The 22,814-nt window shown below is 63.8% G+C and carries 15 protein-coding genes and 4 pseudogenes; 5 read left to right on the forward strand and 14 right to left on the reverse strand.

Translation table 11 applies throughout. The annotated features are described in order from the left end of the window. Positions 1-36 precede the first annotated feature (36 nt). On the forward strand, positions 37-1,188 hold the full coding sequence (locus tag K3U93_RS14350) for a protein kinase domain-containing protein (protein WP_139797204.1): 1,152 nt from the start codon (positions 37-39) through the stop codon (positions 1,186-1,188). A gap of 85 nt (positions 1,189-1,273) precedes the next feature. Here K3U93_RS14350 and K3U93_RS14355 read toward each other — a convergent pair whose 3' ends face one another. From K3U93_RS14355 to K3U93_RS14365, 3 genes are read right to left on the reverse strand one after another with little or no spacing between them, the layout of a single operon-like run. Further along, entirely contained in the window at positions 1,274-2,662 is a 1,389-nt protein-coding gene (locus tag K3U93_RS14355) for a class II 3-deoxy-7-phosphoheptulonate synthase (protein WP_083012597.1), read from the reverse strand. Between the two features lie 34 nt (positions 2,663-2,696). Then, complete coding sequence (locus tag K3U93_RS14360; RefSeq protein WP_083012600.1) at positions 2,697-3,200, reverse strand: polyadenylate-specific 3'-exoribonuclease AS; 504 nt, start codon at positions 3,198-3,200, stop codon at positions 2,697-2,699. 9 nt (positions 3,201-3,209) lie between these two features. Then, a complete protein-coding gene (locus K3U93_RS14365) occupies positions 3,210-4,076 on the reverse strand; it encodes a hypothetical protein (protein ID WP_176220080.1) in 867 nt (288 codons plus the stop codon). Positions 4,077-4,191: 115 nt separating this feature from the next. Between K3U93_RS14365 and K3U93_RS14370 the strand changes: the two genes are divergently transcribed. Further along, complete coding sequence (locus tag K3U93_RS14370; RefSeq protein ID WP_083012602.1) at positions 4,192-5,484, forward strand: glycosyltransferase 87 family protein; 1,293 nt, start codon at positions 4,192-4,194, stop codon at positions 5,482-5,484. Between the two features lie 94 nt (positions 5,485-5,578). On the opposite strand, the gene K3U93_RS14375 is transcribed toward K3U93_RS14370, so the two are convergent. Together K3U93_RS14375 and K3U93_RS25390 are read right to left on the reverse strand one after the other, a co-directional pair. Continuing rightward, positions 5,579-6,799 (reverse strand): hypothetical protein, encoded by a 1,221-nt coding sequence (locus tag K3U93_RS14375; protein ID WP_139797205.1) that lies wholly within the window; start codon positions 6,797-6,799, stop codon positions 5,579-5,581. Positions 6,800-6,915: 116 nt separating this feature from the next. Then, positions 6,916-7,770: pseudogene (locus K3U93_RS25390) on the reverse strand (PGRS repeat-containing protein); the annotation flags it as partial. 936 nt (positions 7,771-8,706) lie between these two features. Between K3U93_RS25390 and K3U93_RS14385 the strand changes: the two are divergent. From K3U93_RS14385 to K3U93_RS14395, 3 genes and pseudogenes are all read left to right on the forward strand, one after another. Continuing rightward, positions 8,707-9,621: a tyrosine-type recombinase/integrase gene (locus K3U93_RS14385; protein WP_230981261.1), complete on the forward strand. Its 915-nt coding sequence runs from the start codon at positions 8,707-8,709 to the stop codon at positions 9,619-9,621. Positions 9,622-9,688: 67 nt separating this feature from the next. Then, positions 9,689-9,828: pseudogene (locus tag K3U93_RS14390) on the forward strand (ATPase); the annotation flags it as partial. 1,053 nt (positions 9,829-10,881) lie between these two features. Beyond that, positions 10,882-11,175: a hypothetical protein gene (locus K3U93_RS14395; RefSeq protein ID WP_139797206.1), complete on the forward strand. Its 294-nt coding sequence runs from the start codon at positions 10,882-10,884 to the stop codon at positions 11,173-11,175. Positions 11,176-11,290: 115 nt separating this feature from the next. Here the strand turns inward: K3U93_RS14395 and K3U93_RS14400 are convergent, their stop codons facing one another. From K3U93_RS14400 to K3U93_RS25700, 9 genes and pseudogenes are all read right to left on the reverse strand, one after another. After that, the gene (locus tag K3U93_RS14400; RefSeq protein WP_083012607.1) at positions 11,291-11,659 is read right to left on the reverse strand and encodes a type II toxin-antitoxin system PemK/MazF family toxin; all 369 of its coding nucleotides are present in this window, start codon (positions 11,657-11,659) and stop codon (positions 11,291-11,293) included. Next, positions 11,652-11,888: an antitoxin gene (locus K3U93_RS14405; RefSeq protein ID WP_071509019.1), complete on the reverse strand. Its 237-nt coding sequence runs from the start codon at positions 11,886-11,888 to the stop codon at positions 11,652-11,654. Before K3U93_RS14405 ends, K3U93_RS14400 begins: the two co-directional genes overlap by 8 nt. Before the next feature lie 483 nt (positions 11,889-12,371). Further along, positions 12,372-13,574, reverse strand: coding sequence for a hypothetical protein (locus K3U93_RS14410; protein ID WP_071509018.1), 1,203 nt, complete (start codon positions 13,572-13,574; stop codon positions 12,372-12,374). A 628-nt stretch (positions 13,575-14,202) separates the two neighbouring features. Further along, positions 14,203-15,234, reverse strand: coding sequence for an AAA family ATPase (locus K3U93_RS14415; protein ID WP_176220078.1), 1,032 nt, complete (start codon positions 15,232-15,234; stop codon positions 14,203-14,205). A 225-nt stretch (positions 15,235-15,459) separates the two neighbouring features. Further along, the gene (locus K3U93_RS14420) at positions 15,460-16,740 is read right to left on the reverse strand and encodes a hypothetical protein (RefSeq protein ID WP_071509016.1); all 1,281 of its coding nucleotides are present in this window, start codon (positions 16,738-16,740) and stop codon (positions 15,460-15,462) included. A gap of 390 nt (positions 16,741-17,130) precedes the next feature. Beyond that, a pseudogene (locus K3U93_RS25695) lies at positions 17,131-17,511 on the reverse strand (PGRS repeat-containing protein); the annotation flags it as partial. A gap of 1,606 nt (positions 17,512-19,117) precedes the next feature. Beyond that, on the reverse strand, positions 19,118-20,116 hold the full coding sequence (locus tag K3U93_RS14430; RefSeq protein WP_083013041.1) for an AAA family ATPase: 999 nt from the start codon (positions 20,114-20,116) through the stop codon (positions 19,118-19,120). 183 nt (positions 20,117-20,299) lie between these two features. Further along, the gene (locus K3U93_RS14435) at positions 20,300-21,580 is read right to left on the reverse strand and encodes a hypothetical protein (RefSeq protein ID WP_083013040.1); all 1,281 of its coding nucleotides are present in this window, start codon (positions 21,578-21,580) and stop codon (positions 20,300-20,302) included. Positions 21,581-21,665: 85 nt separating this feature from the next. After that, positions 21,666-22,424, reverse strand: a pseudogene (locus K3U93_RS25700) (PGRS repeat-containing protein); the annotation flags it as partial. Positions 22,425-22,814 lie beyond the last annotated feature (390 nt).

Genomic DNA, 22,814 nt, shown 5'->3' on the forward strand with positions numbered 1-22,814 from the left:
GACCCGTGTTCCGCGGGCCACACCTACGATGGCCCCGTGGCCGAAGCTGGGACTGGAGACGCGCTCGAGGGTGCGTTGCTGGACGGCCGTTACCTGGTCCAATCCAGGATCGCCAGCGGCGGCACCTCGACGGTCTACCGCGGTGTCGACGTACGGCTCGACCGCCCCGTCGCGGTGAAGATCATGGACTCCCGCTACGCCGGCGACGACCAATTCCTGACCCGCTTCCGGCTCGAGGCCCGCACGGTCGCGCGGCTGAAGGATCCCGGGCTGGTCGCGGTCTACGACCAGGGCCTGGACGCCCGGCACCCGTTTTTGGTGATGGAACTCGTCGAGGGCGGCACCCTGCGCGAGCTACTGGCCGAGCGTGGCCCGATGCCACCCCACGCCGTGGCGGCGGTGCTTCGCCCGGTGCTGGGCGGGCTGGCCGCCGCGCACCGGGCCGGCCTGGTGCATCGCGATGTCAAGCCCGAGAACGTGCTGATCTCCGACGACGGCGACGTCAAGATCGCCGATTTCGGGTTGGTCCGTGCTGTCGCGGCGGCCGGAATCACCTCCACCAGCGTCATTTTGGGCACCGCGGCCTATCTGTCGCCCGAGCAGGTGCGCAACGGACAGGCCAGCCCCCGCAGCGATGTCTATTCTGCCGGGATCCTCGCCTACGAACTGCTGACCGGGCTTACACCGTTTACCGGCGACTCGGCGTTGTCGATCGCCTACCAGCGGCTGGACACCGACGTGCCGCCGGCCGGCGCGGCGATCGACGGTGTGCCACCGCAATTCGACGACTTCGTGGAGCGCGCGACCGCCCGCGACCCGGCCGACCGCTACGCCGACGCGATCGAGATGGCCGCCGATCTGGACGCGATCGTCGAGGAACTGGGGCTGCCGGGCTTTCGGGTGCCGGCGCCGCGCAACTCCGCCCAGCATCGCTCGGCGGTTTTGCACCACACCCGCGTGAGCCAGCGCCACCCCACCCGCCAGCTGACCCTTGCCGACCCCGGGCCCGACGACGAATACCAGCCGGTATCAGGGGAATTCGCGGGTATCCCGATGAGCGAATTCGTCTGGGCCCGTCAGCACGCGCGGCGCATGGTGTTGGTGTGGGTGGCGGTCGTGCTGGCGCTCACCGGACTGGTCGCGACGGCGGCGTGGACGATCGGCAGCAACCTGACCGGCCTGCTGTAGTTCCTCCCCCCGCGAGCGTGCGTGTCTGTATAGCGACACGCCGCAAAACGGGTACAACTACGCACGCTCGCGACAGGAAGGGAGCTTAGTCGCGGAGCATTTCGGCGACCAGGAATGCCAACTCCAGCGACTGCTGGGTGTTCAGCCGTGGGTCGCAGGCGGTCTCGTAGCGGCCGACCAGGTCCGTGTCCGAAATGTCTTGCGCCCCACCGAGACACTCGGTGACGTTCTCGCCGGTGATCTCGACGTGGATGCCCCCGGGATGAGTGCCCAGCGCGCGATGCACCTCGAAGAATCCCTGCACCTCGTCGACGATGCGGTCGAAGTGGCGGGTCTTGTAGCCGTTGGACGACTCGTGCGTGTTGCCGTGCATCGGGTCGCACTGCCAGATCACCTGGTGCCCGGTGGCCCGGACCTTCTCGACGATCGGCGGCAGCAGGTCGCGCACCTTGTTGTTGCCCAGCCTGCTCACCAGCGTCAGCCGGCCGGGCTTGTTGCGCGGGTCGAGCCGCTCGACGTATTCGACGGCCAGCTCCGGGGTCATCGTCGGGCCGATCTTGACGCCGATCGGGTTGGCGATCACCTCCGCGAACGCGACGTGCGCGCCGTCGAGCTGACGCGTCCGCTCGCCGATCCACACGGTGTGCGCGGACAGGTCGTACAGCTGCGGCTCCCCGCCCTCGGCGTCCGACAAGCGCAGCATCGCGCGCTCGTAGTCGAGCACCAAAGCCTCATGGCTGGCATAGATTTCGGCGGTCTGCAGATTGCGGTCGGCCACCCCGCAGGCGCTCATAAACCGTAAGCCCCGATCGATCTCGGTGGCCAGCGCCTCGTACCGCGCGCCCGCCGGCGAGGTGCGGACGAATTCCCGGTTCCAGTCGTGCACCAGGTGCAGGGAGGCCAGCCCCGACGACGTCAGCGCCCGCACCAGGTTCATCGCCGCGCTGGCGTTGGCGTAGGCCCGCACCAGCCGCGACGGGTCATGCTCGCGCGCGGCGGCGTCCGGGGCGAAGCCGTTGATCATGTCGCCGCGGTAGGACTTCAGGCCCAGCGCGTCGACGTCGGCCGAGCGGGGCTTGGCGTACTGGCCAGCGATGCGGGCCACCTTGACCACCGGCAGGCTGGCGCCGTAGGTCAACACGACGGCCATCTGCAGCAGGGTGCGGACGTTGCCGCGGATGTGGGGCTCGGTGTTGTCGGTGAACGTCTCCGCGCAGTCGCCGCCCTGCAATAGGAACGCCTCACCTTTGGCGACCTGGGCCAGCTGTCCTTGCAGCCGGACGATCTCGGACGGCACCGTCACCGGCGGCACGCTCTCCAGAACCGTGCGCATCGCCGCGGCCTGGTCGGCGGGCCAGCTGGGTTGCTGGGCGGCCGGCTTGGCCAGGGCGGCGTCCAGTCGCGCCCGCAGGTCGGCCGGCAGCGGCGGCAGCGGCGGCAGCTGGTCGATCGGTATGTCGACGGTCCAGTTCATCGGTCCATGGTAACTGGGATCGATCAACGGCTGATCAGGGCGAATGCCCCTCACCGCCCGTGATGAGCCGGAATCGGCGCAGCTGATCGCGGGCGTCGACCAGCGCGTCGTGGGCGTCGCGCGGCCGCGGCGGCATTCGGGGGGAGCCCCGGTCCTCCCACAACTGCCGCAATTCCCGGGTGAACCGCGGCAGCGCCTGCGGCAGGGCCGGCATCGGGCCCCACAACTGACACAGGGCCACGTGGTCGTAGGCCCCTACCCACGCCCACAGCTCGATCGGCTCTTTGGCCCCGGGGCCAAAGACCCCGAAGAACTCCTCGAGGTCCAAGCGGATCTGCCTGCGCGAGCGCCACAATGGCGACGCCGGGGGCGGCAGCTTGGGCAATACGTTGGTGCGCACCCAGTTGCCGGCGCGCTCGGGATCGAATTCCGTTGAGACGGCGTAGTATTCGCGGCCGTCCTCGGCGACCACCCCGATCGAGACCAGCTCGATGGTGCGGCCGTCCTCGATGAATTCGGTGTCGTAGAAGTACCGCACTGAGGCAGCCTAACGGCTGATCAGGATGGGCTCGGTTCCCTCGGGCGGTGGCGCCGGATGGACGTCTTGGTCGAGCTGCGCGTCGACGGTGCGCTCGTCGGGCAGCCGTGGGGTGCCCGCGATCGCGCACTGCACCCACAGCTTGGCCCGCACGACCGGGCGACGCAGCCGTCGTTCCCGCTGCAGCGCGCGCCGCATCTTGTCGGGTTGACCGCTGTAGCGCCACCGCGCCCACGGGGCGTGCGGGCGCGACAACCGGAGCGCGCCGATGACCAGCAGCACGACGATGAACATCCCGAGCAGACCGGTCCACACCTTGCCCTTGAGCACCACCACCACGGCCAGCGGCAACGTCAACGCCATGGCGCTGCCCACCGCGGCCCGCAGCGCCACCGAATCGGTGCCTTGCCAGATGGGCAGGAAAAACATCAGCGGGTGCAGACCCATGATCAACAGCCCGGCCACTCCCGCCGCGGCGAAGACCGCGTCCACCGAGGTGCGACCGTCTTCCGACCAGTAGACGTCCGACAGGTGCAAGATCAACGCGTACTCGTCAAGCACCAGCGCGGCCCCGATGCCGAAAACCGTTGCGGACAAGGTGAATTCGGGCTCATGCCCGTCGATCGACAGGGTCACCAGCGTCAGTCCGGAGATCATCACCAGGATCACCCCGAACGTCACGTGGTGGATGTGTACTCCCCCGATGTGGACGTTGCGCGGCTGCCACCATCTGGCCGGCCGGCCGGCGCCCGCCCGGTACCGGATGAAGCGCACGAAACTGCGTGTGACGAAAAACGTCAGGATGAAGGCGACCAGGCAGCACAGCAGGGGCAGACGGCCACCGTCATAGATGTCATGCGCGAACCAGCGGGCCACCCTGGGCGCAAACCAGTGGAGCACCTTTGAAACCTACGCCCGCACTCCCCGGCGCTGCGGGAGCCGCGCTGCGACACGTGGCCAGCGCGCGGCAGCGATTACGCTGTTTTTCGACATGAGTAGATGGCAGGCGCCCGGCGTGGGCTTCCTTGGTAGTAGCCGCGGGCGGGTGTTGCTGTGGTGCCTGCTGTGGCTGCTGGCGGCCGCGGCGATGAACTACGTGGCCTGGCGACTGTTCGGGCACACGCCGTACCGCATCGACATCGACATCTATCAGATGGGCGGGCAGGCCTGGCTGGACGGGCGTCCGCTCTACCGCGGCGATGTGTTGTTCCCCACACCCATCGGGCTGGATCTGCCGTTTACCTATCCCCCGCTGGCGGCCATCGTGTTCTGCCCGTTCTCCTGGCTGCACATGCCGGCCGCCAGCGTCGCGATCACGGCGCTGACGTTGGTGTTGCTCATCGTCTCGACGACGATCGTGTTGGCCCGCCTCGACGTGTGGGACACCTCGGCCGTGGTGCCGGGCCCGGCGTGGCTGCGCCGGTTGTGGTTGGCCGTCATCGTCGCGGCCGCGGCGACGGTCTGGCTGGAGCCGATCACCTCGAACTTCGCCTTCGGCCAGATCAACGTCGTGTTGATGACGCTGGTGATCGCCGACTGCGTGCCGCGCCGCACGCCGTGGCCGCGGGGCCTGCTGCTGGGTCTCGGCATGGCGCTCAAACTCACGCCGGCGGTGTTTTTGCTCTATTTCCTGTTGCGCCGCGACTACCGCGCGGCGCTGACCGCGGTGGCGTCCTTCGCGGCCGCGACGCTGCTCGGCTTCGTGCTGGCCTGGGACGATTCGTGGGAGTACTGGACCCACACCGTCCACCACACCAACCGGATCGGTGAGGCCACGCTGAACACCGACCAGAACATCGTGGGCGCGCTTGCCCGGCTGGGGCTCGACGAACACGAACGCTTCCCGCTGTGGGTGGCCGCGTGCCTGCTGGTGCTGGCGGCGACGGTATGGGCGATGCGGCGGGTGCTGCGGGCCGGCGAGCCGACGCTCGCGGTCGTTTGCGTCGCGCTGTTCGGGCTGGTGGTTTCGCCGGTGTCGTGGTCGCACCACTGGGTCTGGGCGCTGCCGGCGGTGCTGGTGACGGGAATCTTGGGCTGGCGGCGCCGCAACGTCACGCTGGCGGCGCTCAGCGCCGCCGGGGTGGCGCTGATGAGGTGGACGCCGATCGACCTGCTGCCCAAGCATCACGAGACGACCGCGAACTTGTGGCGCCAACTGGCCGGGTCGTCCTACGTGTGGTGGGCCCTGGCGGTCATCGTCGCGGCGGGATTCACGGTCACCGCGCGGGTGGCTTCGCGGGATTCGGCGACACAGGCGCTGACGCCGGTGTCGGCGGTCGGCTGATCGGCGGTGCGCCGAATACAGCAAGTGCCCCCCTCTGCTCGCGAAGGGGGCCACCTGCCGGCTACCTACTACGGGCAGCAGGCCTTGCTGGGATTTACAGTGCTGAGAGGATGTTGAACGCAATCGTGGAGAGGTCGACGGACAGCGTTCCGGCCAGCGTCCCCAACGATCCCGTAACACCCGCTCCCAACGACGAACCAAGCGACCCTGCAATATCCGCCGCCAACGACGGACCCAACGACCCCGCGATATTGGTCACCGCCGCCGGATCAAACGCCTTGAGCACACCAGCCGACAAACCAGGCAAACCAGCCATGGCACTAGCCGCCGGCGCCAGGGCCGCAAAGTCGCCCCCGTTCGCCGCCGCGGCCGAGATACTAGATTTACTCAGCGCATAATCAATGACGTTTAGCAGATTATTGAACACTTCCTGCGCGGTGGGCCAGCCATTGGTCAGCGTGTTAAAGAAGTCCTGGTACGCAGTCAAGAGACTGCCGCCGCTCATGATGTTCTGGGCGCCGGGGGCGACGATCTCGGGAGTAAGTTGCTGTGGGATCGTTAGAAACAGGGTTTTGGCAAGACCGCTTCCGTCACTGATCAAGCCGTTAAAGTAGTTTCCGCCGCTGTAGGATCCGTTGAGGAGCGCGTTTGTCACTGCGCCGGGAATATCAACCGCGTTGATCAGAGCCCCCACCGCGTCCCCGGCGGTGAATGAATTGTAAACATTTTGGATGCTCGTGCCGAGTGTCTGTTCGAACACGACGGGCAAGCCGAAGACAAAAAATACGCCAATATCTGCTATACCATTGGTTGTCAGGTAATCAGTCGCGTTCGCGAGGTTCTGCGTGATGGGATTAAGGATTTGCGGAATCGTTTCGAGTGGTTCTAAGACTTGTATGACCGGGTTGGTATACAAAGCCCCCACCAGGGTTTGAACCGCGCCGCTGCTGCCGCTGAACTGGCCCGCCGCCGCTTCAGCCAATGCCTGTTGAATACGCGGTACGAAATCTGAACTACCAGTCCCGAGGAAGTAATTGACAGCGGCGTTTACGGCCGTATGATACGGGCTCACATAATCGACTCCGTACTGCAAAAAGTTGGCGGCTACCTGCTCCAACCCCGGGAAGGGATGCGCTTGAAATTGCGTCACAAGCGACTGGATATTGATGCCCGCCGCCTGGAAAGTGTCGATCCAAGTTTGGATGGGGTTGGCGACGGTATCGGCAAGCTCTATCGCGCGGTGCTGGATAGCGACAGTGCCGCGCTGGAGATCAGACGCGACATCCGTTGAGAGCACCGGCGTCAGGGCGATCACGCTAGCGCCTATCGCTGCGGCGCCCGCGGTGGCGAGGGGCCGGAGGGCTGTTAGCTGTTGCATGCGCTTTGTTCCTTTGCTGTTTGTGGTCTGGATGTTCGAAGGGGGTATTAACTGTTTCCACCAGCGAGGCCGGCCGCACCGAGGATCCCGGCGAGGCCGCCGACACCACCGCGGCCGTAGGCGCCGATGGCTCCGCGGGCGCCGCCATTGCCACCGTTGCCGGCCAGCATCCCGCCCAAACCGCCGTTGCCGCCGTAGCCGGCGTAACCCCTGGCTGCACCGCCGGAGTTGCCGCCGACACCGCCGGCGCCCGCGTTACCGACCAGCTGGCCGCCGTTACCGCCGGCACCACCGTTGCCGCCGGAACTCCCGTTATTGGGGCCACCGAGGCCGCCGGCACCACCGTTGCCGCCGTAACCGAACAGCAAGCCGCCGCCACCGCCGGCACCACCGTTGCCGCCGTAACCGGCGTTGATGCCGGTACCGCCGACTCCACCGGCGCCGCCGTTACCGAACAGCAAGCCGCCATTGCCGCCGGCACCGCCGGCAAACCTGCCACCCGACTCGCCGGCCCCGCCGATGCCGCCGTTGCCGATCAAGCCGGCGGCACCGCCGGCAAATCCGGCGGTATGAGCGGCGGTACCGGTCGCACCGGCCCCGCCATCGCCGAACAAAAACCCGCCATCGTGGAGGCTGCCGTTGAGCCCGAACTGGCCAAGCGGCGAGGCGTTCGCTCCGGTGAAGCCGTTGACACCATTGCCAATCAGATCGCGCCCGAATAAATCCACGAACGGCGCATTGACCGGCCCGTCCACCGCCTGACCGATCGGACTGGCAATCCACGACTGGCCGGCCGTGTAAATCGCGCTATAGAAATTGTCGAACGCTCCATACACGAGCTGGTTCAGCTCAGCTCGAGGAGACTCCGCCGCGGCCGAGACCGCCGCACCAAGGCCGCCAACATTCAGAGCGGCAGCAGCACTGGCATGCACGCCATCGAGGCTGGTGCCCAGCGCGCCGACATTGAAGGCGGCGGCACTCGCATTGATGCTGCTAGTAATGCCCTCAAGGGCGGCCGTATGAATGCCGTCGAAAGCGGCCGTGCCGGCACCAAGGCCCTCGAGAGCCGCCGTGGTCCCCGCGGTAACACCCTCAAGAGCCGCGGTGCCCGCATTAATGCCCTCAAGGGCTGCTTGGCTGGCGGCCCCAATCACGGGCTGAATGATGGGGTCGATGATCATGTCCAGCACACCCGCACGCGCGGGAGGAGCACTGGGCAGCGGGGCCATTGCGGCGGTCAGAAAAGCGCCGGCAGCCGCACCCAAACCGACCACACGGCCCCGGTGACGCGTCTGCGCCTTCAGCGACCGGCGATGACGCCTCATACTGTGCTGCTTGCGTTTCATCTGCGAGCCTTCCTGTCATAGTCGATAAAACGATGCTTTGAGACACGGACCTGAAAAGAATTGAGCGCTAGCGACTTTCGCGGAACACATAAGTAAATGTCCCCACAGGCGGCCCAGCCGGCGGCAACCTGCTGCAAAATCGGGAACGGGAATTTTTTAGATCAAATTGACGATTGTCTGCAGGTTTTTGCCCGCTGCCTGGAACGTGTTGACCCATGCCGCCGAGGGCGGGGTAGGCGTTGGGCCAGCTGAAGGCCGGGCAGATGCTGGGTCATCGGACCAGCGGCGCTGGCTAACGCGGCTGCGGCGGTGATGTGCGGGCGGGCTGCGAGCTGCACGACCATCTCCTTTGATCGGTTTTAATGGCGAGCCAGCTGAACATACCTAAGAAATATGTTGAGCCGATCGCGCAAAAAACCCGCTAATTAACTGCAAGTCTTATGAATTCGCAGCAAAAAAACCCACCCACGATGCACCAAAAATTATTATCATTCTGAAATGCTTGCCGCCGCCGCCACACCCGATGACCTGGTGGCACTGCTGCCCAGCTGGCAACTGGCCATGCACGCCGACCGCAAAGCGCCCTACACCATCGACTCCTACCTGCGGGGCGCGCGCCACTACCTCGCATGGTGCGCCGCCGAACCCGACGAGCGCCCCTTCACCAAACCCGCCCTACAGCGCTGGACCACCCACATCCTCGACTCCGGCGCCGAACCCGCCACCGCACGCATCCGCCAACAGGCCGTCCGCCGCTTCGCCGCCTGGCTGGCCGAGGAAGGAGAAATCGACCACAACCCCTTCCACGGTCTCAAACCGCCCAAGATCGACACGAAAATCGTGCAACGCCTCACCGACGACGAACTGCGCCTGATGCTCGAGGCCTGCGCCGGCGAGGGACTCCACGACCGCCGCGACGAGGCCTGCCTGCGCCTACTCGTCGAAACCGGAATGCGCGCAGGCGAACTCCTCGCCCTAGTAATACACGACGTCGACCTCACCGCCAACGTCGTCACCATCCGAAAAGGCAAGGGCGGCAAAGGCCGTCACGTCCCGTTCGAAACACACACCGGGGAGGCCATCGACCGCTACCTGCACGTACGCAAACGCCACCCGCTCGGTGACACACCAGCACTCTGGCTCACGGAAACAGGCGGCCGCACCCAGCTGGGGTACCACGGCCTGCGGATCGCGCTCCTGGCACGCGCCACCACAGCCGGCATCGAAGGCTTCCACATCCACAGACTCAGGCACACCTTCGCCAGCCGATACCTATCCCTCGGTGGCACCGAAGGCTCACTCATGCAAGTCGCCGGCTGGCGCACCCGACAAATGGTCGACCGCTACAGCCGAGACACCGCCGCCGAACGGGCCATCACCGAAACCCGACGCCTAAAACTCGGCAACATATAAAACCACTCACATCATTCGCGTGCTGTGGAGGAATTTCACCGGGCCACGACTGTACATCGCCGCCCCGATGGACCGCCTCGACCTAGTCGTCGGACCCCACGGAGCCGGCAAATCGACCTTTGTCGAACTCACGCGCTCGCACCGCTGCTACCGCGAAGCGTCGTCGTCAACGCCGACGAGATCGCCGCCGACCCGGCCGCATATGCGCCCACCGGGCCGCCGGGTCACGGCCGAGACCACAACCAGGCTGGGCCCGGCGTCGCTGGTGCTGCTTGACGTGTCCACCGGTCCGGCACGTGTTGCGTCGGCAAATGATCGCCGGGGTTGACGCCTTTTCGCGCGTTGGCGCCTAATGACACATGGGCACCGCGGCCCGTCGGATACCCGCTTTCCGAAGTGCGCCGCAGCAAACTAAGAAATTCGCTATATAACGAATCAAACGGCCATGTAGCAATGGGCGTAGCTATCTTGAGTGCCGAGCGAGCGCGGGGCCCGGTTGTACCGGTAGGTACTTTCAAACTGAACTATCAGTGCGCCGGATACACGTTGCTGTCATACGATCACAGCTCTGCTAACAGTGATTATTCGGCTTCGTAAAGATTGCTAGACGACACGTCTCCGAAGTGATCGGTTAATGCCCATCGAAAGTCCCGCGAACTCAGGTTCTTCTTAGTTATGTCCAGCTCGGCGGGCCGTAAAGGCCAAACCGCCAGCCTGCTAGGGGCCTCCTGACAGCCATCCGGACCGGATTCGTACCGGCGGGCGACGACGAGCTTTCCAATCGTGCAGAGAATCGCCGATCACATGCTTTGAAGTGGAGTTATTGACACATATATTCCGATAAAAGACTATATGTGCATGGCCGACATAACCTCACATGTCGCATCCGGGATTCTGGGTGTGTCGCCGCGTGAAGTGCGTCGGTTGGCTGCTGAAGGCAGGATTCAGGGTTCGCGTTACATGGGGAGGACCTTGGTGCTCGATGCAGCGGCAGTGCGCCGGCTAGCGCGCGAGCGGAGACGCCCGGGACGGCCCTGGTCGGAGAGGGTCGCGTGGGCGGCTCTCAATCTTCTGTCGGGGAAAGAGGCGGGTTGGCTCTCGTCGGCGGAGCGAACGCGCTTAATGCATCGACTTCGAAAGACCACGGCCGAAGAACTTGAGCACCTTGCGATGCGTCGAGCCCGGGTGAGGCATTTTCGCGGTCGGGAGTCCGCGCTCGATGACCTCGGTGCGCACATAGTTCCCACTGGTGGTTCGGCTGTGGATGACACACAGCTAAGGGTGCTGGGGTTGGCAGGGGCGACGCGACGTCTCGGACGTCTCGATGGCTATCTGCCGCTGCCGGAGTTGGAAACCTTGCAGGAGAACTTCGGACTGATCGAGGATCCTTCAGGAAACGTCACCTTGCGCGGGGTGAGCGTCGAGGATGCGTTTGCAGATGGCATCACCCCACGTGCGGCGGTCTTTTTGGATCTGGCGGGTTCTCTTAATACACGAGAAAGCGCCACGGGATTGCGAGAAGTCGCCACTCTAATTGCCGCTGTGACGCGATAGCGGGCATGGTGACTACCCCAGTCCGTCCGCAGTGCTCGATAGCGATGCCGGCGCCGGCCTCGTGATGGAGCGAGTGACGACGGACGTCGATATGGTTCCGCATATCGAGGCCCCTTCACCACGACGGGGGGCTGAGACCGGTGTCGACGCCCAGGATCAGGCCGAGGGCGTGTTCGATCCCGTGCATCGTGTCGGGTGCGACGGTGCCCAACCGTTCCACTAGACGGCTGCGGGCTACTGCCCGAATGTCACGGCACACGGCCACACTCTGCGTGTCCACCCCCTCGGCCGGCATAACCGGTGGGCGCAACGGCGATCCAGAACGCGAACTCGACACCGGCACCACAACAACGAGTTCGTCGTCGAGGCCGGTGAGAATCTCATCGACGGAAACCACGACCGCTGGGTGATGTTTGCCGGGCCCACCAGCGCGGGCTGCGCCGAGGGCGACCAGCCACAGCTCGCCGCGACGCGGCTCAGGCAATGCCGTCGCCCGCGGTGTCGTCCCAGTCGCGATCCTCCTCACGCACTCCAGCAATGCCCGCGTCGGCGAGAGTGGCATCCCGCTCGGCCCGGAAAACCGCTTCCTGCTCGGCGCGCGACGCGAGTTCGGTGACCAGTCCGGCAAGCGAGATCCCCCGTTGACGGGCTTGGGCGACGAGGCGGTCACGAGTCCGGACCGATACCCGGATTGTCGTCGTCGATGTAGACATATTAGTAGCCTACTCTGTATCCGTATTTGCCGCTATCGGAGCCAAGGGCACAGAACCGCAGCATCGGCGGTTTCCGTTACCCACTCCCGAGTTCGGGAATCATCCCTGCCGTACCAGCGACCGACGATACGTACCTGTGCACGACACCAGCCGCGCCACTGAGCAGCACTTCGAACCGTCGATTCCTAACGCTCAGCCCTTCCGGCTCTCCACGCATTTCCGCCGGCATTGCTAGCCCACCCCAGCTCGCACGCCTCATATGCGATTCGTACCCTCGGTGCAAAGTTTCGCCTCCGGCTTCCTGCCTGCCCCTCACAGTGACGCAGCTGCCCCTGACTCGCAGTTAAACCACCTTCTCCCCATGAGGTCTCACACCTCCCAGCAAATACCCATGCTGGGCGTACAACGATTGGCCCCCTTCGGTGAGAAGGGAGCCAATCGCCGTTGGCGGTCACCGGCTCGCATCGGCGACCGTTAGCGGACTCAAAGCATCTTGAGCAAGTTGATGATCATCGTGCCGAGCTGGGTTGCGATGGTGCCCAACGTCGACGGGAGACTTGACAGGACCGACGGGAGGCTTTGCAGCATTGAGGTCAATGTGCCAGAAATGTCGCTCGTGATGCTGCTAATCGCAGCATTAAATGAGGGCCACCCATTGATCAGCTGGTTGCCAAGATTCTGGATTGCGGTCATGAGGCTGCCGCCACCCACGATGTTCTGTGCATTCGGGGCAACGATTGCGTTGGCGAGACCTGGGTCGACACCGTTTAACAGCTGGTTAAGGAAGCCGGTCTGGTTGCCTGTCCCAAGGGGAATCGCGTTGCTGCTGAGCAAGCCACCTGTCATGGGTCTGGTGAGGCTCGGCTGGAAGCCATTGAGGAAGGCGTTTCCTATTAGGCCGGGCACATTAGCGAGATTGCTCACCGTCCCCGCCAGGTCACCTGCGGTCCATGAGTCATAAACGGTTTGCAAGCCGGTAGCAAGCCCATGGACCGACTCGGTCCAAAGAGTGGTGGTCCCATATTGACCGAGCGTGACGACGCCGTGATTCACGGCATAGTTTGTCGCGTTGGCGATGTTCTGTGTGATCTGTACGGGGATCTGCAGTGTCCCTAGAAGTTCTCCGACACCGAATGCAAATGGTTCTTGAATCAAATTTTGGTAGAGATCAAATACTCCCGTTGCGACATTTCCCGCCGCGATGTCGGCAAGGCCCGATTGAACCGCAGGCCCCCAGGTGGGGAGCCAGGTGGCGGGGTATAGCGCAACTTGTTGAAGAGCACTGACATATTCGCTCGCGTAGTCGACTCCGTTCGCCGCGACCTGCTGCAGCACCGGGAAGGGGACAGCACTCCATTGGTTAAGAATGTACTGCAGATTGGTTCCCGCTAACGAGAACGCGTTAATCCAGGTCTGGAACGGGGTGACCACGTCGGTCAGCAGGCTCGAGGGCACCGTAGCCGCTGCGGTCGCCCCGCTTGCGAACGATGAAAGCTCGGTTTCCACGCCGGCAAATAAGTCCACCATGGCACTACTGGCGTCGGTGAGCTGGATGCCCGAGATGCTCACGGCGGGGAGGTGCAGGTTGGGCAGGTGTTGGGCCATCGGGCCTACGGCCAGGACAGCGGCGCTGGCTAACGCGGCTGCGGCGGTGACAGTGGGGCGGGCTGCGAGATCCACGACCATCTCCTTTGAACGGTGAGTCGAATTCGGATGGTCAGAAGGTAGCTGAGAACCACATTAATTTCGGTCGAGTTGAGGTGAGATCGGTCAGGTTGGCCCGGCAGACATTGAGTCACGCAAACTATACGAAGTAAAGGAGCCAATGCTTGCAGAGATTTATGAAGGCCTGGAGTTAACCCCCCCCCCGAATTTTAGTTCAACACGCAACTACCAGCAGCCGCACCCCAACACACATTTGCCCACACCCGTCCCACACAACCAGCAAACCCCGATAAGACCCCACGTACCCACCCGCCGCTTTCGATACAACAGGCTCACCATCCGCCGCCGACTCAACACGCCTCCCGCCCGGTATCCCTCGACACAAAGTTTCGTCTCCGGCTTCCTGCCCACCCCACCTCACCAGGGACACAACTGCCCCTGACTAGCAGCTAAATCATCTTCTCCCCATGAGGACCCACACCCTAAGCAAATACCCATGGGCGCACAACGATTGGCGGTCACCGGCGCGCATTCGCGACCACCACCAGACTCAGAGCAACATGGGGAGGTTCGCGATCAACATGCCTGTCACCGAATTCAGAGCACCCGGGACTTCGGCGCTCCCGGGATCAATGTCGGTACACCGAATTTAGGGTGCCACGGCCGGGCGCGCTGCAGCGATCGCGCGTCCCATATCCGCGGCGCTGACGTTAAGCACGCACGGATCGGTGCACACAAGTTGCTCAAGATCGCGGAGGCTAGGCGCCAGCCGCCGCAACCGGCGGGTCCGCGCACGCCGACACACCGCGACCACCTCACCGACATAACGGGCATTGCCGGCAACGTCAAGCAGCGTGCCGTTGCCGTATGGGATCGACTGCAGTTGGGTTGCTTCGGTGCGTAGCAGTTCCCATACCGTGTTTTCGACGATCAGGTTTTCTTTGCTGGCTAAGCGGCGCCCGATGGTGACGATTTCTTCGGGGGTGTAGCTGGTGAAAGTCATGGTCAGGGGGAATCGACCGGCTAGCCCGGCATGAGCTGTGAGGAAGTTCTGCATTGGGGTGGGGTGGCCGGCGAGGATGACTACCAGTTCGCCGCGGTAGTGCGCTACGTAGGTCTGCAAAGTGGTGATCGCGTCTTCACCGCGAGTGTGGTTTTCGGTGTTGGGGGGCAGTTGGTGGGCTTCGTCGATGAACAACACTCCACCGCGGGCGTTGTCGCATGCGTTTTTTATTCTGGCTGCGCTGCGCGAAGGATCATCCCTGGTGATGTCGTGGGGGGTGATTTCGGTGACTTTTGGGCGGGTGAGGGTGCCTAATCCGAACAGCACTTCGCTGATCACTCGGGCGAACGTTGTTTTCGCTGTGCCTGGTGCGCCGAGGAAGACCATGTGGTTTTCCCTGCAGGAGGTCACCGCGCCGCTGTGCTCGAGACGATGGTGGCTGGTCTGCAGTGCGGTGCGCCACATCGTGAAGTGTTCTTTGGCCTCGGTCAAACCGATCAATTCATCGATACGTGCTTGCGCCCAATCAAGGACCTCCTGACACTCGGCGGCCCGCGCGGGGTCCCCGCGTGCGTCGCGACCGCCCAACGCCTCCCCAACGGCTTCATTCTCACCGAATTCCGGTCGGCACCAGCCTTCTGCCGGTGCCAGGCCGGCCATACTGTTGACATTGCTCATCGGTACCTCCGCTACCGGGTCCAACGCAGACCGGGCCTGTCCCAACCACACCGACCCCACCGCGGGCAACGTTGGTGTCCTCGCCAACAGGTCGTCAGGCATATCGGTGGTCGTCGCCAATGCAACAGGCATCGCTTGCGCGCAGTAATACCTGCGGGCGGGCCAGCCTGCCCAGCACTGGCGTGGGTTCCCACCTGCGCTGGGCGGGCAGACCCGTACTGGAACTCAGAACAGCGACGTGAGGAGATGGGCCGCGAGTGCCCCGAGCTCGGGCGCCAGCGTCCCAGCAATGTTCGTCGCGATCGACGGGGCCACGGCAGAGAAGTCGGCCGCGATCGATGGGGCTATGCCGGCGACGCCGGCCGCGAACGACGGGGCCACGGCAGAGAAGTCAACCGGCAGGGCGACGGCCGACGCCGCGCCGGTGAGACCGCCCACACCGAAGTACGTCTGGACGAGATTAACCGTGCTATCGACCCATTCCTGAGGAGTTGGCCAACCGGTGGCCAGTTGAGTCAACAATGCCTGGAACGTCGCGGCGAGACTGCCGCCGTCTGTGATGTTAGTCGCACCGGGAGCCACGATGTTCGACGCTAAGAAGCCGGGGAAGAGGTTCACCAACAAAGGAACCAAACCAGTGCCACCGTCGAATCCGTTCAACCCAGTAAGGATGCCTGTTATGCCACTACCATCACCACCGGCAATACCGTTGAGCAGAGCGTTTGCTACCGCACCCGGAGTATTGAGCAGGTTGAGCACCCCATCGAGCACGTTCCCGGCAGCGAACGCGTCGTAAGCAGCCTGAAGACTACCACCGAGCGAGACGTTAAGATCGCCCGAAAACGGAAAGAGCACAAACGCACCAAGCCCGACGATGAGGCCCTTTATCGAGCTGGGATCGGTGCCCGGGTTGGCCAATATGTCATAGGTAGCACTAGCGAGATTCTGGGTGAGGTATATCGGGATGTTCAAGATATTCTCGAGCGGTTGGAGAACCTGGTATATTGGTCCGAAAGGAAAGGCCCAGGTTATATTGTTAACCGCTTGAGTCAAATTACCCGACTGGATGTTAGTAAGGGCGCTTGCCAAATTTAGCCAAAAAGCTCCAGAGCCCCAACTTCCAATATTCAGTGGTGGGTTGGTGCCGGTGTAGAAGGTGAGAGCGCTATTTGCCGCTGCTTGGTATGAGCCGATGTAGAGGCTCGCGTATTGCATCCAGTTCGCGGCCAGCTGTTGCAGGAGCACCGCAGGAATCTGGCTCCAGTCGTTATAAACCGTCTGTAAGTTGGCGACCGAGTTCGTGAAGACGTCGATCCACGTCTGGATCGGGTTGACGGCGTAATCGGTACTGGCGAGTTCGACCGCGCGCTGCTGGACAGTGGCCGCGCTGTGCTGGAGGTCGGCTGCGAGGTCGTGGGAGACCGCGGGTGTGAGGGCGATCAGGCTGGCGCCTACTGCTGCGGTGCCCGCGGTGACGAGGGGCCGGAGGACTGTTAGCTGTTGCATGGGTGTTGTTCCTTTGCTATTGGTGGTCTAGGTATTCGTGGGCGTGCAGAGGCCATTCCGCCCAAGGGGCTATAAGCCGGGCGCCCCGTGGGCGCCTGCCACACCGGACTGGCCGAGGAGCCCGGCGAAGCCGGCGGCACCACCCCGTCCGCCGCTGTAGTTGTAGCCGGGGGTGGCATTGCCACCATTGCCACCATTGCCGCCATTGCCGGCTAACAGCCCACCCAGACCGGCATTGCCACCGGATCTGCCAGAAAGGTAATCACCGTTGCCGTAGATGTTGTTCGGGGCTGAACCACCGGAGCCGCCGTTGCCGACCAGCTGGGCGGCGTTACCGGCCGCGCCGCCGTAACCGCCGTAACCGCCAGCGGGGTTGGTGGCGCCGCCGTTGCCGCCAGCGCCGCCGTTGCCGAAGAGCCAACCGGCGTTCCCACCCGCGCCACCGGCACCGGAGTGGGCGCTCCCGGTGGTGCCGGCCATGCCGCCGACACCACCGGCGCCGCCATTACCCATCAAGAAGCCGCCGGCACCGCCGGCACCGCCGGCACCGTTCACGGGGGAGAAACCGGCACCACCAACACCACCGTTGCCGATCAGCCCGGCGGCCCCGCCAGCACCACCGGCCGGATGAGCGGCGGTACCAGCCGCACCGGCCCCGCCATCACCAAACAAGAACCCGCCAGAACCCAAGTTGCCGACCGGCAGCCATTGCCCTAACGGCGAGGTGTTGGCACCGGTGAAATCGTTGATGCCGTTGCCGATGAGGTCGCGTCCGAATAAGTCGACGAATGGCGCATTGATTACCCCGTCCACTTGCTGGCCGGTGGGGCTGGCGATCCATGCCTCACCGGCCCCGTGAATCCCGGTATAGAACGTGTCGAACGCGCCATAGATGAGGTCATTGAGCGCGGCACGCGGGTTTTCGACAGCCGCAGCACTCAGACCGCCGAGATCGACCGCGGCGGAACTGAGATTGATCCCCTCCATGGCGGCCGCACCAGAATTGATGCTCTCAAAAACCGCCGGGCTGAATCCGCCGGCACCCAGCGCAGCGACGCTGGCATTGATGCTGTTGGTAATGCCCTCCAGAACAGCCGAATGAATACCTTCGAAGGCGGCCGCACCCACACCAACACCGTCGAACGTCGCACCTGCTCCAACGCCGTCGAGGGCGACTGCGCCCGCGTTGATGCCTTCTTGGGCAGCGGTGGTGGCCGCGGAGATCACGGGCTGGATGATGGGGTCGATGATCGCGTCGAGCACCCCGGCGCGGGCCGGAGGCGCGCCAACAACTGGAGCCATTGCGGCAGTGAAGAAAGCGCTAGCTGCCGTACCCAGGCCGATCACACGGCCGTGATGGCGCGCCTTGGCGTGACGGCGATTTCGCCTCGTTGTGTGCTGTTTGCGTTTCATCTGCGAGCCTTCCTGTCATAGTCGATAAAACGATGCTTTGAGACACGGACCTGAAAAGAATTGAGCGCTAACGACTTCCGCGAGACACCGTGCCGCGTTTGATTCGCTGGCCAACAAAGGCGAGTCGCTTTCCACCCCGGCGAACAAGCCCACCATGGTGGCGGCCGGCGTCGGGACAGTTAAACGGTGAACACGCTCATCGGGCGTAGTTATCGGCCACGTGACGGCCGGGTAGGTGCGAGGCCATCGGATCGGGAGCCGGGACGCGGCTGCGGCGGTGATGTGCGGGCGGGCTGCGAGCTGCACGACCATCTCCTTTGAACGGTGAGTTGAATTCGGATGGTCAGAAGGTAGCTGAGAACCAGCTTAGTTTCGGGCGAGTTGGGGTGAGAGTGGTCAAGTTGGCGCGGCAAACATCGAGATTCGCAAACCATATAAAGTAAAGGAGCCAATGCTTGCAGCGATTCAAGAAGGCCTGGAGTTAACCCCCCCCCCGAATTTTAGTTCAACACGCAACTACCAGCAGCCGCACCCCAACACACATTTGCTCCACCCGTCCCGCACAACCAGCAAACCCCAAAAAACATCCACCTCGTCTCGCCCACACCGCCTGTACACACCCGCCACTCTCGATGCAACAGGCTCACCATCCGCCGGCCACCCCGACCAACACGCCTCCCGATTCACATCCCCGGTACAAAGTTTTCACCCCGGCTTCCCACCCCACCCGCAGTGACGCAGCTGCCTCTGACTCGCAGTTCAACCACCTTCTCCCCCACGAGAACCCACACCCTCCCAGCGAATACCCATGCCGGGCATACTGCGATTGACGGTCACCGGCGCGCATCCGCGACCACCACCGGACTCAGAGCAACATGAGGAGGTTCGCGATCAACACGCCTGGCACCGAATTCAGAGCACCCGGGATTTCGGCGCTCCCGGGATCAGTGTCGGTACACCGAATTTAGGGTGCTACGGCTGGGCGCGCTGCAGCGATCGCACGTCCCATATCCGCGGCGCTGACGTTAAGCACGCACGGATCGGTGCGCACAAGTTGCTCGAGCTCGCGGGGGCTGGGCGCTAGCCTGCGCAACCGGCGGGTCCGCGCACGCCGACACACCGCGACCACCTCACCGACGTAGCGGGCGTTGCCGGCAACATCCAGCAGCGTCCCAGGGCCATGCGGGATCGACCGCAACCGAGCCGCTTCGGCACCCAGCAGATCCCACGCCGCGTCCTCCACCACCACATGCTCCTTACCGGCCAGACGGCGCCCAAGGGCGACGACTTCCTCGGGGTTGTAGCTGGTGAAGATCACGGTGAGGGGGAATCGAGCGGCCAACCCAGCGTGAGCTGTCAAGAAGTCCCGCATCGGGCCGCCATAGCCGGCAAGGATGACCACAAGTTCGTTGTGGCACTGCGTCATACACGTCAGCAGCGTATTGATCGCCGCCACACCGAAAGCGTGGTCTTCGGTGTCGGGCACCAGCCGATAAGCCTCATCGAAGAACAACACCCCGCCGCGCGCAGCGTCGCACACGTCCCTCATTCTCTTGGCCGCGCCCCGCGACAGATCGCCCCCGACGATGATGTCGTGGGCGTGGACCTCGGTGATATCCGGGCGCGTGAGCGTGCCCACCCCGAACAACACCTCACCCACCACCCGGGCGAACGTCCTTTTCGCCATGCCCGGGGCGCCCAAAAACACCATATGGTTTCCCGCACACGACCTCACCACACCGCCATACTCGACACCACACTGGTTGATCTGCAGCCCGGCGCACCACCCCGCGAACTGTTCTTTCGCCTCGGCCACACCGACCAACTCATCGACACGCGCCCGCGCCCACTCCAGCACCTCCTGACACTCGGCGGCCAGCACGACGCCCCCGCGCGCATTGCGACCGCCCAACCCCGCAGCGGCAGCTTCCTCCTCACCCAACTCCCCCCGGCGGACAGACATCAGTGACCCCACCCAATTTCAGGCCACACCGCGCGCGGTAACACCCGCTGGCAGTAAGGAATTAGCGCCACAACACCACCTGGACATCGCCGACCACATCCAGATCATGTGAGTACCTCCGACACCGGGCCGTGTGCCGGCGACGTCGAATCACGCCACCGGCACACGCGCGAAGAAGAGGGCTTACAGCGCCGAGAGGATATGCAGTCCAAGCGTTGAGAGATCGACGGCTAGCGTGCCCGCCACCGATCCCAGACTTCCCGCCACCGACGTGCCCAGCGACCCCGCAACATCGGCCGCCAACGACGGACCCAGCGACCCCGCGATATTGGTCACCGCCGCCGGATCAAAACCCTTCAACAGATCGGCCGACAAACCGGGCAGCTGTGTCGACAGGCCGCCGATAAGGCTGCCGCCATTCACGGCACCGGCCGAAGCTGCGGCAGCATTTCCGATACCGCCATATGTATTCCATAGATTGACCAGGTAGTCGACGACGGTCTGTAAGGTTGGCCAACCGCTAATCAGTTGGCTGGACAATTGCTGGAAGGCGGTCGCAACGCTGCCGCCCTCCGTGATGTTCTGGGCGCCGGGAGCCACCATGTTCTCCGCAATAAGCTGCGGGATGTTGACCAACAGGTTTTGGAAAAAGCCGTTGACTAGACCGGGGCTGGGGCTAACCAAGCCTAGGCCTTCTGCATTTAGGAGCCCGTTCGTCACTTGGCCAGGTATATCAAGCAGGTTGGTCAACACCCCGAGCGGGGACCCGGCCACCAAAGAATCGTAGGCAGCTTGAAGACTGTCCCCCAAAGGGTCCTCGATTTCGGTCGGCAATAGGACAAGGGAGCCGGAGAGTGCTGAGAGACCGACGTTGGAGTGGGTGCTAAAAAATGCCGAAGTGGCATTCGCGAGATTTTGAGTAATGGCTGGGATAATCTCGCGTGGAATATTTTCGAGATTTTCGACGTAGTTAGCGAGCGGAAAGTAATACAGCGCATCAACGAGTAGGGTTACCGCACCATCGTTCGTGGGAGTCTGTGCGAATTGGCCAGCCCTGGCGTCAGTGATGCTGTCTTCGAGCAACGGAACAAAATCATTGAGACCTGTTCCAAGGTAGTAGCCGACCAACCCGTTGGCAACGGATTGAAGGTTACTGATATCGATGTTCCCGTAGTTGAGCCAGTTCGCGGCCAGCTGCTGTGCGACCGGGAACGGAAGTTGGCTGAACTCACCGAGAATCGTTTGTATGTTCGCACCCGCCGTCTGGAAGGTGTCGATCCAGGTTTGGATCGGGTTGACGACGTCATCGGCCAGCTGTACCGCACGCTGCTGGGCGGTGATCGCGCCGTGTTGGAGCGTGGCCGCGGCGTCATTGAAGACCGTCGGCGTTAGGGCGATCAGGCTGGCGCCTAGTGCCGCGGCGCTCGCGGTGATGAGGGGTCGGAAGGCTGTTAGCTGTTGCATGCGCTTAAATTCCTTTGCTGTTGGTGGTCTGGGTATTCGTGGGCGTGCAGAAGCCATCACGTACATCGACAAGTCAGGGCTTGATGCCAGCAGTGCCGGATTGACCGAGGATCCCGGCGTAACCGCCGGCACCACCGACACCGCTGCCGTAAGGGCCGTAACCACCAGCGCCGCCGTTACCGCCATTGCCGGCCAACAGGCCGCCCCAACCGCCAGCGCCACCCCTGTAGCCGTCACCACCGCCAGTGGCGGCAGCGCCGCCTTGGCCCCCGTTACCGACGAGCTGGGCGGCGTGACCGCCGGCACCGCCGGCACCGCCATAACCATGAGCACCACTGGCGGCGCCTCCGACACCGCCAACACCTCCATTGCCGAACAGCAAACCACCCGTACCGCCGGCGCCGCCGGCACCGCCATAACCATGAGCACCACTGGCGGCGCCTCCGACACCGCCAACACCTCCATTGCCCATCAGCAAGCCGCCGGCCCCGCCAACACCGCCAACACCGCCAACAGCGCGACCCCCCGCACCCGCGGCGGCGCCAGCACCACCGGCCCCCCCGTTACCGATCAACCCGGCCGAACCGCCGGCATAGCCAGCCATGTGAGTCGCGGTGCCGGCCGCACCAGCCCCGCCATCACCGAACAAGAACCCGCCATCGTGAAGGTTGCCGACGGGTAGCCAACTGCCTAACGGCGAGGTGTTTTGGATCGGCGCCCCGTCGACGCCGTTGCCGATCAGATCCCGCCCAAACACGTCGACGAACGGCGCATTGATCACCCCGTCCAACTGCTCACCGGTGGGGCTGGCAATCCATGCCTCACCAGCCCCATGAATCCCGATATAAAAGCTGTCGAACGCCCCATAGATGAGGTCATTCAGGACGGCACGAGGGTTTTCAACAGCCGCAGCACTCAAGCCACCGAGACCGACCGCGGCGGAACTGACATTGATCCCCCCCACGGCAGCCGCACCAGAATTAATGCTCTCAAAAACCGCCGGACTAAGCCCACCGGCACCCAACGCAGCGACACTGGCATTAATGCTGTTGGTAATGCCCTCCAGGGCAGCCGAATGAATGCCGGTGAACGCAGCCGCACCCACACCAACACCGTCAAACGCCGCACCTGCTCCAACGCCGTCGAGGGCGACCGCACCCGCATTAATGCCCTCTTGGGCAGCGGTGGTGGCCGCAGAGATCACGGGCTGGATGATCGGGTCGATGATCGCGTC

The sequence above is a fragment of the Mycobacterium malmoense genome, assembly GCF_019645855.1.
Taxonomy (GTDB): domain Bacteria; phylum Actinomycetota; class Actinomycetes; order Mycobacteriales; family Mycobacteriaceae; genus Mycobacterium; species Mycobacterium malmoense.